Origin of the sequence: Xylophilus ampelinus (assembly GCF_003217575.1) — a bacterium.
Classification (GTDB): domain Bacteria; phylum Pseudomonadota; class Gammaproteobacteria; order Burkholderiales; family Burkholderiaceae_C; genus Xylophilus; species Xylophilus ampelinus.
In genome coordinates, this window is sequence record NZ_QJTC01000038.1 from 1 (window position 1) to 14,128 (window position 14,128).

The 14,128-nt window shown below is 68.9% G+C and carries 12 protein-coding genes, 3 tRNA genes and 3 pseudogenes; 3 read left to right on the forward strand and 15 right to left on the reverse strand.

The features are described from left to right. From DFQ15_RS16305 to DFQ15_RS16320, 4 genes are all read right to left on the reverse strand, one after another. Positions 1-92 (reverse strand): GTP-binding protein (locus DFQ15_RS16305; protein ID WP_146228719.1); only part of this gene is annotated, 92 nt, incomplete at its 3' end. Positions 93-176: 84 nt separating this feature from the next. After that, a tRNA-Thr gene (locus tag DFQ15_RS16310) sits at positions 177-251 on the reverse strand. Positions 252-305: 54 nt separating this feature from the next. Next, positions 306-379 (reverse strand) — tRNA-Gly (locus DFQ15_RS16315). Positions 380-418: 39 nt separating this feature from the next. Next, positions 419-504, reverse strand: a tRNA-Tyr gene (locus DFQ15_RS16320). Between the two features lie 124 nt (positions 505-628). Between DFQ15_RS16320 and DFQ15_RS16325 the strand changes: the two genes are divergently transcribed. Beyond that, positions 629-1,750 (forward strand): patatin-like phospholipase family protein, encoded by a 1,122-nt coding sequence (locus tag DFQ15_RS16325; protein WP_110466980.1) that lies wholly within the window; start codon positions 629-631, stop codon positions 1,748-1,750. Between the two features lie 45 nt (positions 1,751-1,795). Here the strand turns inward: DFQ15_RS16325 and DFQ15_RS16330 are convergent, their stop codons facing one another. Together DFQ15_RS16330 and trpC are read right to left on the reverse strand one after the other, a co-directional pair. After that, positions 1,796-2,491 carry a uracil-DNA glycosylase gene (locus tag DFQ15_RS16330; protein ID WP_110466981.1) on the reverse strand — a complete coding sequence of 232 codons (696 nt, stop codon included), beginning with the start codon at positions 2,489-2,491 and terminating at the stop codon, positions 1,796-1,798. Positions 2,492-2,520: 29 nt separating this feature from the next. Continuing rightward, complete coding sequence (trpC, locus tag DFQ15_RS16335) at positions 2,521-3,309, reverse strand: indole-3-glycerol phosphate synthase TrpC (RefSeq protein ID WP_110466982.1); 789 nt, start codon at positions 3,307-3,309, stop codon at positions 2,521-2,523. Between the two features lie 164 nt (positions 3,310-3,473). Here trpC and DFQ15_RS16340 point away from each other — a divergent pair, with 164 nt between their 5' ends. Next, complete coding sequence (locus DFQ15_RS16340; protein WP_110466990.1) at positions 3,474-4,040, forward strand: flavin reductase family protein; 567 nt, start codon at positions 3,474-3,476, stop codon at positions 4,038-4,040. A 93-nt stretch (positions 4,041-4,133) separates the two neighbouring features. Here DFQ15_RS16340 and trpD read toward each other — a convergent pair whose 3' ends face one another. Together trpD and DFQ15_RS16350 are read right to left on the reverse strand one after the other, a co-directional pair. Beyond that, positions 4,134-5,171, reverse strand: a complete 1,038-nt coding sequence (trpD, locus tag DFQ15_RS16345; protein WP_110466983.1) for an anthranilate phosphoribosyltransferase — start codon at positions 5,169-5,171, stop codon at positions 4,134-4,136. 161 nt (positions 5,172-5,332) lie between these two features. Beyond that, positions 5,333-5,908 (reverse strand): aminodeoxychorismate/anthranilate synthase component II, encoded by a 576-nt coding sequence (locus DFQ15_RS16350; protein ID WP_110466984.1) that lies wholly within the window; start codon positions 5,906-5,908, stop codon positions 5,333-5,335. A gap of 503 nt (positions 5,909-6,411) precedes the next feature. On the opposite strand from DFQ15_RS16350, the pseudogene DFQ15_RS16355 reads away from it, so the two are divergent. Further along, positions 6,412-7,715: pseudogene (locus tag DFQ15_RS16355) on the forward strand (D-amino acid dehydrogenase). A gap of 193 nt (positions 7,716-7,908) precedes the next feature. On the opposite strand, the gene DFQ15_RS16360 reads toward DFQ15_RS16355, so the two are convergent. The 7 genes and pseudogenes from DFQ15_RS16360 to DFQ15_RS17600 all read right to left on the reverse strand — a co-directional run. After that, entirely contained in the window at positions 7,909-8,157 is a 249-nt protein-coding gene (locus DFQ15_RS16360) for a CsbD family protein (protein ID WP_110466985.1), read from the reverse strand. Between the two features lie 205 nt (positions 8,158-8,362). Beyond that, positions 8,363-9,241: a transglutaminase-like domain-containing protein gene (locus DFQ15_RS16365; RefSeq protein ID WP_158529088.1), complete on the reverse strand. Its 879-nt coding sequence runs from the start codon at positions 9,239-9,241 to the stop codon at positions 8,363-8,365. Between the two features lie 124 nt (positions 9,242-9,365). Beyond that, positions 9,366-10,697, reverse strand: coding sequence for a fumarylacetoacetase (gene fahA / locus DFQ15_RS16370; RefSeq protein WP_110466987.1), 1,332 nt, complete (start codon positions 10,695-10,697; stop codon positions 9,366-9,368). A gap of 113 nt (positions 10,698-10,810) precedes the next feature. Next, positions 10,811-11,011: pseudogene (locus tag DFQ15_RS18245) on the reverse strand (homogentisate 1,2-dioxygenase); the annotation flags it as partial. Between the two features lie 113 nt (positions 11,012-11,124). Next, complete coding sequence (gene trpE / locus DFQ15_RS16380; protein WP_110466988.1) at positions 11,125-12,627, reverse strand: anthranilate synthase component I; 1,503 nt, start codon at positions 12,625-12,627, stop codon at positions 11,125-11,127. 275 nt (positions 12,628-12,902) lie between these two features. Continuing rightward, on the reverse strand, positions 12,903-13,595 hold the full coding sequence (gene gph / locus DFQ15_RS16385; protein WP_110466989.1) for a phosphoglycolate phosphatase: 693 nt from the start codon (positions 13,593-13,595) through the stop codon (positions 12,903-12,905). 285 nt (positions 13,596-13,880) lie between these two features. Then, positions 13,881-14,027, reverse strand: a pseudogene (locus DFQ15_RS17600) (IS30 family transposase); the annotation flags it as partial. Between the last annotated feature and the right edge of the window lie 101 nt (positions 14,028-14,128).

The following is a 14,128-nucleotide window of genomic DNA, read 5'->3' on the forward strand; positions in this document are numbered from 1 at the left end:
GCCGCCGTCAGCGTGGTCTTGCCGTGGTCGACGTGACCGATCGTGCCGACGTTGACGTGCGGCTTAGTACGTGTGAATTTCTCTTTTCCCATTTTTTCGACTCCGAAAAAAATATCTCGATCAAATACAACGCGAACCATGCACCGCCGACGGCGATGCGGCACCATCTCGAAATCTGGTGCCCATGGCGGGAATCGGACCCGCGACCTCTCCCTTACCAAGGGAGTGCTCTACCACTGAGCCACATGGGCGAAGGCGCCTGCAGCGCAGACACCCGACATTCACTTGCAACCAACGAAAACGCGTGGAGCGGGAGACGGGAATCGAACCCGCGTCATTAGCTTGGAAGGCTAGGGTTCTACCATTGAACTACTCCCGCATCGGCGGCGACGCGACCCGCGCCACAATGCGTTCTCACTGGTGGAGGAGGCTGGATTCGAACCAGCGTACGCGTAAGCGGGCAGATTTACAGTCTGCTGCCTTTAACCACTCGGCCACCCCTCCAGTGAATCCGCGACTATAGCAGCTTTTCGGCACAACGGCCAACAGCCGACCACCGTCAGCATGCACAACCCGCGATTCCCTGAAAGCGCGACAATGCTGCACCGCAACAAATTCGGATGTCCCCATGCCCTCCCTCGCCGAAACGGCCGCGGCCCCTGCCCTTCTCAAACCCGTCGGCCTCGCCCTGCAGGGGGGCGGCGCCCACGGTGCCTTCACCTGGGGCGTGCTCGACGCGATGCTGACGGACGGCCGGCTGCAGTTCGACGGCCTGAGCGGCACCAGCGCCGGCGCGGTCAACGCGGTGGCGATGGCGCACGGCTTCGCGGTCGCGGCGCGCGACCGCGGAACGCCCGGCGATGCGGCCGAAGCGGCCCGCGCCGCGCTGGCGGCGGTGTGGCGAGGCGTGGCGGCGCTGGGCAGCCTGGGTTCGATGGCCCAGGGCGTCGCGCGGCTGATGACCGGCGGCTGGCGCGCCGACCCGCTCGGCACCGGCGCCTTCAACGAAGCGATGAGCCGCTGGCTGTCGCCCTACCAGAGCAATCCGCTCGACATCAACCCGCTGCGCCGTCTGCTGCAAGAGCAGATCGATTTCGACGCGATCGCCCGTTACAAGGCGCCGCAAGTGTTCGTCTCGGCCACGCATGTGCAGACCGGCCGGGCCGCGATCTTCCACGGCAGGCAGCTAACCCTCGCGGCGGTGATGGCGTCGGCCTGCCTGCCGATGCTGTTCCAGGCGGTCGAGGTGGACGGCGAGCACTACTGGGACGGCGGTTACTCGGCCAACCCGGCGCTGGCCCCGCTGATCGACCACTGCCAGGCACGCGATATCGTGCTGGTGCAGCTCAACCCGCTCTCCCGCGCCCGCCTGCCGCAGACGCCGCAGGAGATCGTCGAGCGGGTCGGCGAGCTGGGCTTCAACGCCAGCCTGCTGCAGCAGATGCGCAGCATCGACTTCATCAACCGGCTGGTGGCCTCGGGCCGGCTGCAGGAAGGCGAAGGCTACAAGGAGCTACACCTGCACCGGATCGACGGCGGCGCGGCGATGGACGAGATGTCGGCCGCCAGCAAGCTCTCGGCCGACGCCGCGGTGATGGACCGACTCTTCGGCCAGGGCCAGGATGCGGCGCGGCTCTGGCTACAGCAGCACTTCGCCGACCTGGGCAGTCGCAGCACGATCGACATCCGCCGCGACTACGTGGGCCATGGCGAGCCCGAACCGCGTAAATTGCAAGCCAAAACAACCTGATGCCGGCTTCCGAAAACGACCTTTAGCTACAAAAATAATAGCGTCTCAGGCGCCATGCTGCGCCCGCCACTCCCGGGCCTGGGAGAAATGGCCGCAGCCGATGAAGGGCATGGGCGGCCGCAGCGCCGACAGCGGCGACGGGTGGTTGGCCATCAGCACCCGGTGGCGCTGCGGATCGATCAGCGCCCGCTTGCTCTGGGCATGCGCGCCCCACAGCATGAAGACGACCGGCCGCGCGCCTTCGGCCACATGGCGGATCACCGCGTCGGTCAGGACCTCCCAGCCCTTGCCGGCATGGCTGGCGGCCTGGCCCTCTTCCACCGTCAGGCAGGTATTGAGCAGCAGCACGCCGTTCTTCGCCCAATTGACCAGGCTGCCGCCGGGCTGGGGAAACGCCGGCGGCGGCGTGCCCAGATCGCGCTGCAGTTCCTTGAAGATGTTGCGCAGCGACGGCGGCAGCGCCACGCCGGGCGCGACCGAGAAGGCGAGCCCCTCGGCCTGACCGCGGCCGTGGTACGGGTCCTGGCCCAGGATCACCACCCGCACCGCGTCGGGCGGCGTCAGCTCCAGCGCGCGCAGGGGCTGCGGCGGGAAGATCGCAGCGCCCGCCTCCAAGCGCCGGTACAGGAAATCGAGCAGTTGGATGCCCACGGCGCCGGTGAAGAAATCCTCCACCAGCGGCTGCCATCCGGGCGCCACCGGCCAGTCGGCCGGGTCGCAGCTCTGCAGTTGGTCGGCCATGTCGCGCTTGCCTTCTCTTGCGGATGCGGTCAGCCGAACAGCGCCGCCAGCGCCACGCCCGGGTCCTCGGCGCGCATGAAGGCCTCGCCCACCAGGAAGGCGTGCACGCCGGCGTCGCGCATCTTCCGCACGTCTTCCTGCGCCAGGATGCCCGATTCGGTGACCAGCAGCCGGTCCTTCGGCACCTCGGCCAGCAGGCCGAGGGTGGTGTCGAGCGTGACCTCGAAGCTGCGCAGGTTGCGGTTGTTGATGCCGACCAGCGGCGTGCGGAGCTTCAGCGCGCGCTGCAGTTCGTCGCCGTCGTGCACTTCCACCAGCACCGCCATGTCGAGGCCGCGGGCCACCGCTTCCAGGTCGGCCATCTGCGCGTCGTCGAGCACCGCGGCGATCAGCAGGATCGCGTCGGCGCCCATCGCGCGGGATTCGTAGACCTGGTAGGCATCGACCATGAAGTCCTTGCGCAGCACCGGCAGGTCGCAGGAGGCGCGGGCCTGCTTCAAATAGTCGACGCTGCCCTGGAAGAACTGCTGGTCGGTCAGCACCGACAGGCAGGCGGCGCCGTGCTCGGCATAGCTCTGGGCGATGTCGGCGGGGATGAACTCCTCCCGCAGCACGCCCTTCGACGGGCTCGCCTTCTTCACCTCGGCGATCACCGCGGGCCGGCCGGCGGCGATCCTGGCGCGCAGCGCGCCCTCGAAATCGCGGGTCAGGACGCGGGATTCGGCGTCGAAGCGCACCGTGTCCAGCGGGCGTCGCCTGCGGGCGGCGGCGATTTCCTCGTGCTTGACGGCCACGATCTTCTTCAGGATGTCGGACATGGGAAGCGGCCGGCACCAGGCGCCGGCAATTGAAAAAGAAGGACGCGCGGCTCTAGGGAACCGGCGCGCTGCGCGGATGCGCGAACCCTGCCGATTCTGGCACCGCCCGCCGGGCCATGCACCAGCACCGCGACATCCGGCCGCGTGCCACGCAACAATGCCGCATGACCCTGCCCAGCACCGCCCCCCATCTGCGCCCCGTTACCCTCGCCAAGGCCTACCGCCTGCTCAACCACGGGCCGACGGTGCTGGTGACCAGCGCCCACGGCGGCCAGCGCAACGTGATGGCCGCCGCCTGGAACATGGCGCTGGATTTCGATCCGCCGAAGGTGGCGGTGGTGATCGACAAAGCGACCCATACCCGCGCACTGGTCGAGGCTTCGGGCAACTTCGCGCTCAACCTGCCTTGCCGGGCGCAGGCCGCGGCGACGCTGGCGGTGGGCCAGTGGTCGGGCCGCGACGTCGATTCTTCTACGGACGCGCCCGACAAGTTCGCGATGGCCGGGCTCGATGTCTGGCAGCCCGAGGTGGAGGGCGCGCGCGACTGGCCGATGGTCGTCGGCAGCGTGGCCTGCCTGGCCTGCCGGGTGATCCCCGAGCCGCACAACCAGGCGCGCTACGACCTGTTCCTGGCCGAGGTGGTGGGTGCCTGGGCCGACGAACGGGTCTTCGCCGACGGCCACTGGCACTACGACAACGAGACCGACCCGGGCCTGCGCACGCTGCACTAAGTGGCCGGCGGCGCGTTCTTCGCGATCGGCGAATCCTTCGAGGTGCCGATGCCGCCGGCCCTGCCCGGCAAGGCCAGGCAGGGCGGCTAGCCGTTACGCCGCGGCGGTGGCCCGGCGGGTCGCCTCGACCAGCTGCCGCAGCTTGCCGCGCGCCGCGCCGCTGTCGATCGCGGCGCGGGCCTTCTCCAGCCCTTCGGCGATCGAGCCGGCCACGTTGGCGGCATAGAGCGCGGCGCCGGCGTTCAGCGCCACGATGTCGCGCGCCGGGCCGGCCTCGCCCGCCAACACGCCCTGCAGCAGCGCCATCGACTGCTCGGGCGTCTCCACCTTCAATGCGCGGTGGCTGGCCATCGGCAGGCCGAAGTCCTCGGGGTGGACCTCGTACTCGGTGATCTCGCCGTCCTTCAGCTCGCCCACCAGGGTGCCGGCGCCCACGCTCACCTCGTCCATGCCGTCCTTGCCGTAGACCACCAGCGCATGCTCGGCGCCGAGCCGCTGCAGCGCCCGCACCTGGATGCCGACCAGATCGGGGTGGAACACGCCCATCAGGATGTGGGGCGCGCTGGCCGGGTTGGTGAGCGGGCCGAGGATGTTGAAGATGGTGCGCACGCCCAGCTCCTTCCTGACCGGCGCCACGTTCTTCATCGCCGGATGGTGGTTGGGCGCGAACATGAAGCCGATGCCCACCTCGGCGATGCAGCGGGCGATCGCCTCGGGCGGCAGGTGGATGTCGATGCCCAGGGCTTCCAGCACGTCGGCGCTGCCGCTCTTGCTGCTGACGCTGCGGCCGCCGTGCTTGCTGACCTTGGCACCGGCCGCGGCGGCCACGAACATCGCGCAGGTGGAGATGTTGAAGGTGTGCGATCCGTCGCCGCCGGTGCCGACGATATCGACCAGATGGGTCGCATCGGCCACGTGCACCCTGGTCGAGAACTCGCGCATCACCTGGGCCGCGGCGGTGATCTCGCCGATGGTTTCCTTCTTGACCCGCAGGCCGGTGACGATGGCCGCAGCCATGACCGGCGACAGCTCGCCGCGCATGATAATGCGCATCAGGTGCAGCATCTCGTCGTGGAAGATTTCGCGGTGTTCGATAGTGCGCTGCAGCGCTTCCTGGGCGGTGATCGACATGGTGGATGGCTTTCGGGAAAGTGGAAGTTCAGCGGGCCGGCGTGTTCACGTATTCAGCAAGGCGCCCGTGGAACCGGCTCCGCCGGTCCACCGGGTGCGCCCCCTTCGCGCAGCGGAAGGGGGGGAGGCGGAGTGCGCAGCACGCAGCCTGGGGGATGCTGTCAAGTCTGCTCCAGGAAGTTCTTGAGCATCGCGTGGCCGTGCTCGGTCAGGATCGACTCGGGGTGGAACTGCACGCCCTGGATCGGCAGCTCCTTGTGGCGCACGCCCATGATCTCGCCGTCGTCGGTCCAGGCGGTCACTTCCAGCACCGCGGGCGGGGCGGCCTTGTCGATCGCCAGCGAGTGGTAGCGGTTGACGGTGAACTGGGCCGGCAGGCCGGCGAACACGCCCTGCCGGGTGGTGGTGATGGTGCTGGTCTTGCCGTGCATCAGCTGCTCGGCCCGCACGATGCTGCCGCCGAAGGCCGCGCCGATCGCCTGGTGGCCCAGGCACACGCCCAGGATCGGCAACTTGCCGGCGAAGGCACGTATCGCCGCCACCGAGACGCCCGCCTCTGCCGGCGAGCAGGGGCCGGGCGAGACCACCAGCCGGTCGACCCCGGCGGCGATGCGCTCGGCGATGCCGTCGACGGTGATTTCGTCGTTGCGGACCACCTGCACCTCTGCGCCCAGTTCACCGAAGTACTGGACGATGTTGTAGGTAAAACTGTCGTAGTTGTCGATCATGAGCAGCATGCCGGGTCTCCAGGCGGTGGCGCGGCGCGGGGGCGGCCGGGCGGGGGTGTCGGGGGTCTGTCGGTGCGATCGCGCTGGGCCGGACGGGACAGCGGGCGCGGATCGCACGGGAAGGCAAGGGGAGGGGCTTCGCAGGAAGCGCGCGCCGGTGCGGGCGCGGCGGGTCGGTCAGGCTGTTGGCTTGCGCCAATGCCGACGGCGGATCGTCGCAGGGGATAAGGACGGTGTGGCACGCATGGGCCTGCATTATGGCGCGGGTCGGGTCGGGTCGGGTCGGACCGCCGCGGTCGCTCGCAGCCAACGGCTCTTCCGCCGCTGGCGTGTGCAGCAGCGGGCGCCGCACCTTCTCGAACACGTGGCCCGACATTTCGCTGGCGGTGCGGCGGGCGCACTCTCAGAATGAGGGTTTCGCCGAGCATTCACCGGGAATCAGCGGAACCCGCGCAATCCACCGGCGCCTCCTCTCCACAACACCGAATCCACCGCGAACCGAAAGATTCTCCATGAAAGTCATCGTGATGGGCAGCGGCGTGATCGGCACCACCGCCGCCTACTACCTGGCGCGCGCCGGCGCCGAGGTGACGGTGCTCGACCGCCAGCCCGCCCCCGCGCAGGAGACCAGCTTCGCCAATGCCGGCCAGGTGTCGCCCGGTTATTCCACACCCTGGGCCGCGCCGGGCATTCCGCTGAAGGCGCTGACGTGGATGTTCCGGCAGCATGCGCCGCTGGCGGTGCGGGCCGACGGCAGCCTGTGGCAGTTGCGCTGGATCGCGCAGATGCTGCGCAATTGCACCGCTGAGCGCTACGCGGTCAACAAGGAACGGATGATGCGCGTGGCCGAGTACAGCCGCGACTGCCTGCGTCAGCTGCGCGCCGAGACCGGCATCGCCTACGAGCACCGCACCGGCGGCACCCTGCAGCTGTTCCGCAGTCAGGCCCAGATGGAGGCGGTGCAGCGCGACATCGTGGTACTGCGCGAATGCGGCGTGCCGTTCGAGCTGCTCGGCCGCGACCAGCTAGCCGCGGTGGAGCCGGCACTGACACAGGCCCGCGAGCGCCTCGCCGGTGGCCTGCGGCTGCCGGCGACGAGACCGGCGACTGCCACCTGTTCACCCGCGCCCTGACCGAGAAGGCGCAGGCGCTGGGCGTCGATTTCCGGTTCGGCCGGTCGGTGCAGGGCCTGGTCGCCACGGGCGACCGCATCCAGGGCGTGCGTGTCGACGGCCCGCTGCTGAGCGCCGACCGCTACGTGATGGCCTTCGGCAGCTATTCGCGCGATGCGCTGGCACCGCTCGGGCTCGACCTGCCGGTGTACCCGGTCAAGGGCTATTCGCTCACCGTGCCGCTGATCGACGAGGCGCTGGCACCCCGCTCCACCGTGCTCGACGAAACCTACAAGATCGCGGTGACCCGCTTCGACGACCGAATCCGCGTCGGCGGCATGGCCGAGCTGGGCGGCTTCGACCTGCGGCTGGACCCGCGCCGCCGCGCGACGCTGGAGATGGTTGTGCAGGACCTGTTTCCCGGCGGCGACGTGCCCCGCGCCAGCTTCTGGACCGGCCTGCGCCCGATGACGCCCGACGGCACTCCGATCGTCGGCGGCACCCGCTACGCGAACCTGTTCCTCAACACCGGCCACGGCACCCTCGGCTGGACAATGGCATGCGGCTCCGGCAGGCTGTTGGCCGACCTGGTGACCGGCCGCCGGCCGGAAATCGGCACCGAGGGACTGGCGATCGACCGCTACGCGTCGCGCGCCCGGACCCGCCGGCCTGCAGGGTCGGTGGGGGCCGCGACGGCCGCCTGAGAAACGGCCGGCTCTTCGATTCGCACGACGCTCAAAGCGACTATACGAACGGGAAAATGCCCGCAGCCTTTACGCAGCGCCGGCTACTAGCTATATATTCGATAGCAAAACGCGTTCGATGCCGAGCGGTTACGAACCGCTGAACCGTGCATGCGGAGCGGCCCCGGTCCGGGTCGGGCCGTTCCCGCAGGTATCAGCGCTTCGACCAGATGGCGCCCAACACGAATCCGATGCCGCCCACGATGGCCAGCGTGGCCAGTGGATTCGCCACGGCCGATTCGCGCACCTGGTTCAGGGCTTCGCCATAGGTTTCCTGCACCTTGCCGGCCACCTGGCGGGCCTTGCCTTCGACTTGCGTACCGGTATCGCCGGTGAGGCCGCCTACGGCGTCCTGCACACGGCCGGCGAGTTTCTGGACGGTGCCTTCGGTTTGTTCGAGCATGGCGGTTCCCTTCGGGTGATGTGAGAAATAAATATCCGGCACGGCCTGCGCCGGACGGGTTCGCTTCAGAGCGAAATTTCACTATCGCCCGGCCGGCCCGCTGGCGACGACACGCAATGGCGGCAACTGCTGTAGTGCAATCCACCCACCGTGCTGTCGGACTCTGCGCCACCGGCCCGGCCACGGCAAAGCCCGGCGGCTTTTGTCAGTTCGCCATCAGCTGGCGACGCACCGTCGCCTGTACCGGGTCGGGATTGTCCAGCGGCGCCAGTCCCTCGTGGCTCACCTGGATGTGCATATAGGTCATCTGGAAGGCGCCGTACACCGTGGCGAAGGCGGTGTTCTTGGCGTCCAGCCCGGTCGCGACGCGGACGATGTTGGACGGCTCGGCGAGCCGGGTCGGGTCGAACATGATCCAGCGGCTGCCGATCCAGGCCTCGATCACCGCGTGGAAATCCTGCGGCGGCTCGTCGAAGTGGCAGTAGCCGCCGACCAGCCGCGCCGGGATGTTGAGCGCCCGGCAGAAGGTGATCGCCAAGTGTGCGAAATCGCGGCAGACGCCGGCGCGCTGCTGGTAGGCGTCGAGCGCGGTGGTGGTCGGGTTGCTGGTGCCGATCTGGTAGGCGATGTTGTCGCGGATCCAACGGCAGATCGCATCGACCCGGCTCGGGCCGCGGTTCAGGTGGCCGAACAGGTAGCGGGCGTCCGACCCCATCGTGTCCGACGGGCAGAAGCGGCTCGGCATCAGGTAGGGCAGCACCGCTTCGGGGATCTCGGAGATCTCGGCTTCCAGCTCCAGGCCGGTGGGGGCCGGGCGGTTGATCCGCACGGCGGCGTCGTAGCGCAGGTTGAGCAGGCCGGGCACCATGTCGCAGCGGAACGTGCGGTTGTCCGCAGGGTCGGTCGACGGCCGCACCACCACGCCGGGGGTGACGGTCAGCTGCTCGGCCAGCAGCAACTGGTCGTCGGAACGGGCACACTCGATCTGGAAGATGAAGTGCGAGGGCTGGTAGACCTGGTATTCCAGCTCGCAGCGCAGGACGGTGGTGGCGAGGGCGGCGGCCGGGAGGGGCTGGGCGGACATGGGAGCTTTCGTTGGCGGAAAAGCAGTGCCGCAAGGCCCTGCCATACCACCCACTATGGCCGCCATCAAGCCGTCGGCGTGTGGGCCGGCGCCCCTGCCGAGGGTGGGAGCCCGCCCCAGGCCGCTAGCCGGGCGCCCGTGCCGGCAGCACCCGGCCTTCGCATTCGCCGAAGCCGATGGTGCGGAAACCGGCACGTTCGCCGCGCGCCCGTAGCATCACGCTGTCGCCATCCTGCAGGAAGGCGCGCGTCTCGCCGTTGGCCAGCACCAGCGGCTGCTTGCCGCCGCCCGAAAGCTCCAGCATCGAGCCGCCCTGGTCGGGTCCGGGGCCCGACTGGGTGCCGGAGCCGAGCAGATCGCCCGGCTGCAGATTGCAGCCGCCGACCGTGTGGTGCGACAGCAGCTGGCCGATGGTCCAGTACGCATCCTTGAAGTTGGAGCGCATCAGCCGCTGGTGCGGCCAGCCGTCGGCCCGCATCCTCGGGGTCTGCAGCCGGACTTCGAGCTGCAGGTCGAGCGCGCCCCGGGCGCGGTTGTCCTCGCTGTCGAGGTACGGCAAGGGCTGCGGGTCGCCCGCCGGCCGGGCGAAGGCGGCGCGGAAAGGCTCCAGCGCCTCCAGCGTCACGATCCACGGCGAGACGGTCGAGGCGAAGTTCTTCGACAAGAACGGGCCGAGCGGCTGGTACTCCCATGCCTGGATGTCGCGCGCCGACCAGTCGTTGAGCAGGCCCAGGCCGAAAAGGTGGTCCTCGGCCTCGCCGATCGGCACCGGCTCGCCCTGCGGGTTGGCGGTGCCGACGTAGATCGCCATCTCCAGTTCGTAGTCGAGCCGCTCGCAAGGGCCGAAGCGCGGGGTGCCGTCGGTGCCGGCCATGCCCAGCTGCGCGACCGGCCGCGGGAACCGACGGCCCGAGATGCCGATCGACGAGCTGCGGCCGTGGTAGCCGATCGGCACCCATTTGTAGTTGGGCGGCAGCGGGTTGTCGGGCCGGAACATCCTGCCGACGGAAGTGGCGTGATGGACGCTGGTGTAGAAGTCGGTGTAGTCGCCGATGCGGGCGGGCAGCGCGTACTCGGCCTCGGCCTGCGGCACCAGGGCCGCCTGCCAGGCGGCCTGGCAGGCGGCACCGGCGCGCAGGCCTTCGGACAACGCCCGGCGCAGCGCGACGCGGGCCGCGCGGCCGCGGGCCATCAACGGGTTGAGGCTGCCGTTCTCGGTGCCGGCCAACGCGGTCGCCGCGCCGCCGGTCAGCTGCCCTGCCTGCACCAGTGCCAGCAGGTCGACGATCTGGTCGCCGATCGCCGTGCCGGGGCGAAACGCCTCGGCGTTGTGGCCGGCGCGGCGGAAGATGCCCAGCGGCAGGTTCTGGATCGGGAAGTCGGTGCCGTCGGCGTTGGCGCTGGTCACCCAGCTTCGCAGGGCGGCGTCGTGGGTGCGGTCGAGTGTGGATTGCATGGACGATCGGACGGGATAGGCGGGAGGGGCCGACGGGTTCACGCAGGCCGGTACCGGTCGTGGTCGGCCAGGCCCCGCCAGCAGTCGGGATAGTTCGGTTAGCGCACGCCGCCCTCGGTGCCGCCGCCGGTCGTCCAACGGGCCTGGACGCAAGGCTGGTAGCGGCCCGACACCATCGGGGGCTGCCGGCGGTAGAGCCAGGTGCGCCGGTTCTCGTGCCGCGGCGCGGTGAAGGCGCCGCCCGAGACGAGGAGGAGGCCGCAGGCCGGGGACAGTCGCGCAGCAGAGTACGCCGTCGGCGCGAGCCTGGACAAGGCGCACCGCCCAAGCCTCCACCGCTACTAATTCAATAGCTAGAAGTCGGCATACAGCGCTGACCACGGGCACTTTCGATCGGAAAACAGCGATCCGAAAGCCGAAACCCGCCCTACTCCAGCCCTTCCTCAACCAGCTCCGCCGCCCGCAGCACCGCGCGTGCCTTGGCTTCGGTTTCCTTCCACTCCAGCTCGGGCACCGAATCGGCGACCACGCCGGCGGCGGCCTGCACGTAGAGGGTCTGGCCCTGGATCAGGCCGGTGCGGATCGCGATGGCCACGTCCATGTCGCCGGCGTAGCTGATGTAGCCGCAGGCGCCGCCGTAGAGGCCGCGCTTGCTGGGCTCCAGCTGGTCGATCAGCTCCATCGCGTGGACCTTGGGCGCGCCGGTCAGGGTGCCGGCGGGGAAGGTGGCGCGCAGCACGTCGATCGCGCTCATGCCGTCGTTCAGGATGCCCTCGACGTTGCTCACGATGTGCATCACGTGGCTGTAGCGCTCCACCGCGAAAGCTTCGGTCACCTTCACGCTCCCGGTCTTGGCGATGCGGCCGATGTCGTTGCGGGCCAGGTCGATCAGCATCACGTGCTCGGCGCGTTCCTTCGGGTCGTTGACCAGCTCGATTTCGGCGGCCTTGTCTGCATCGGGCGTGGGGCCCCGCGGGCGGGTGCCGGCCAGCGGACGGATGGTGATCTTCTGGCCGTCGACGGCGGTCTCCTGGCGCACCAGGATCTCGGGCGACGCGCCCACCACGTGCATGTCGTCGCCGAAGTTGTAGTAGTACATGTAGGGCGACGGATTGAGCGACCGCAGGGCCCGGTACAGCGACAGCGGTGCCTCGGTATAGCGCTTCTTGATCCGCTGGCCCACCTGCACCTGCATGAAGTCGCCGGCGGCGATCAGCTCCTTGGCGCGCTCCACCGCGGCGATGTAGTCGGCCTTGGCGAACTCGCGCTCGGTCGGGTGGCTCTGGGTGGGCCTGACCACCGGGGCGCTCACCGAATACTTCAGCTGGTCCTTCAGCTCGCGCAGCCGTTTCTTGGCGTTGCCGTAGGCCTCTGGCTGGGCCGGGTCGGCGTACACGATCAGGTAGAGCTTTCCCGAGAGGTTGTCGATCACCGCCAGTTCTTCGCAGTGCAGCAGCACGATGTCGGGGCAGCCCAGCGTGTCGGGCGGGCATGACGCTTCCAGCTTCTTCTCGATATGGCGCACCGTGTCGTAGCCGAAGTAGCCGGCCAGCCCGCCGCAGAAGCGCGGCAGCCCCGGCCGGATCGCGGCCTTGAAGCGGCGCTGGTAGGCGGCGATGAAGTCGAGCGGATTGCCGCGGTCGGTCTCCACCACCACGCCGTCGCGCACCACCTCGGTCTTGGCTTCGGCACCGAAGCCGGTGGCGCGCAGCAGGGTGCGCGCCGGCAGGCCGATGAAGCTGTAGCGGCCGAAGCGCTCGCCGCCCACGACGGATTCGAGCAGGAAGCTGTACTTGCCGCCGTCCTTTGCATGGGCCAGCTTGAGGTAGAGCGACAGCGGCGTTTCCAGGTCGGCGAAGGCCTCGGCCATCAGCGGGATGCGGTTGTAGCCCTGGGCGCTCAGGCTCTTGAATTCGAGTTCGGTGATCACGGGGAAGGTTCTCCGGCAGGCGGGCATCCGGTGCGCGCGGGGCGCCGCAGAAAAAGAAGAGGGATGCCGCGTTCAATCGATCGGCCCGCATCGGGGCCACGGGTGTACGGCACCGGCGTGGGGAACGCGGGCCGCGCGGTTCAGGTGCGCAGTGTGGACGGCTTGCGCCAGGGCCAGGCTCCCCGGTCGCCGAGACCTGCAAGGAAAGTGCGGTGAACGAACATGCGCGCCAGTGTAGCAGCGGGTTTGCGCCGAACAGGCCCGGTTTCGGGGGCTCAGGCGGGGGCTGCCAGCAGGGCCGCGACCTCGTCCAGCGTATCGACGAAACCGTCGGCATCGACCTGCCGCACCGGCTCGCCGTGGTTGTAGCCGTAGGTCACCAGCACCACAGGGCAGCCGGCGGCGCGGGCGGCCTGCGCGTCGTTGCGGGAGTCGCCCAGCATCAGCGTGCGGCCGGGCGCGGTGCCCAGCGCGCGGCAGCTTTCCAGCACCGGCAGCGGATCGGGCTTCTTGCGCGCGAAGCTGTCGCCGCCGAAAACGCTGCCGAAGTAACGGCCCAGGTCCAGCGCCTCCAGCAGGTCGCGCGCGAAGCTGTGCGGCTTGTTGGTCAGGCAGAGCAGCGGCAGGCCGCTCGCCCGCAGGGCCTCCAGCCCTTCGCGCACGCCGGGGAACAGCCCGGAATGGCGGCCGTTGACGTCGGCATAGTGGTGCAGGTAGCGGGCCAGCGCCTCGGGTGCGTCGGCGGCCGGCAGGCCCGCATGCTCGAGCGCCAGTTGCACCAAATGCTCGGAGCCCTTTCCCACCATACGGGACAAGTCCGCGCGGCCCAGCGGCGGGCGGCCGCGCTCGGCGAGCATGCGGGCCAGCGCTGCCTCGAAATCGCCCAGGGTATCGACCAGGGTGCCGTCGAGGTCGACAATGGCGGCGTCGATGGACAGGCGGGTGGACCGGATAAAATTCGAAAACACTTATTCAAGCCTGTTGAAAACCTCTTGCGCAGAGAAGCGAAGCGTGAGGTGGATGAGCTGCAAACTTGTATCGCGCAACCGCTCGCAGTTCTTTCACAACCGCCTGCTCTTCGCCAACCACGAGGTCTTGACGGTGCGGAGTTGGACGAGTCGTGCGCCAGGGCCCGGGTGCAGACCGCTTCCGAGCCAAGCCGGGGCATATTTATAAAGCAGCCTCTCCAATCGTGTTGCCTCACGTATGAGCAAGTCACGGCGGATTCAAACCTGAAGCGCAACACCTGGATTTCAATGAAAGAGGGAGGAATGCTGTGAGCTGCTGATGAGCAGCTCGCGGTAGACAGCCAATGGCGATCGTACGCCCAGACCTTGGCGCGGCCGGCCGTTGATCTCATCGGCGATGGCATCGAGCTGGGCCTGGCTGTAGCCCGAGAGTGTTAGGGAAGGTCTGCACAAAGCTGCGTTTGCCGAGGTAGGTGACCGAGCATGGTGCGTTTGCCCCGGAGGCGCTGCTTGGTCTTGATCTGCTGCTCGAT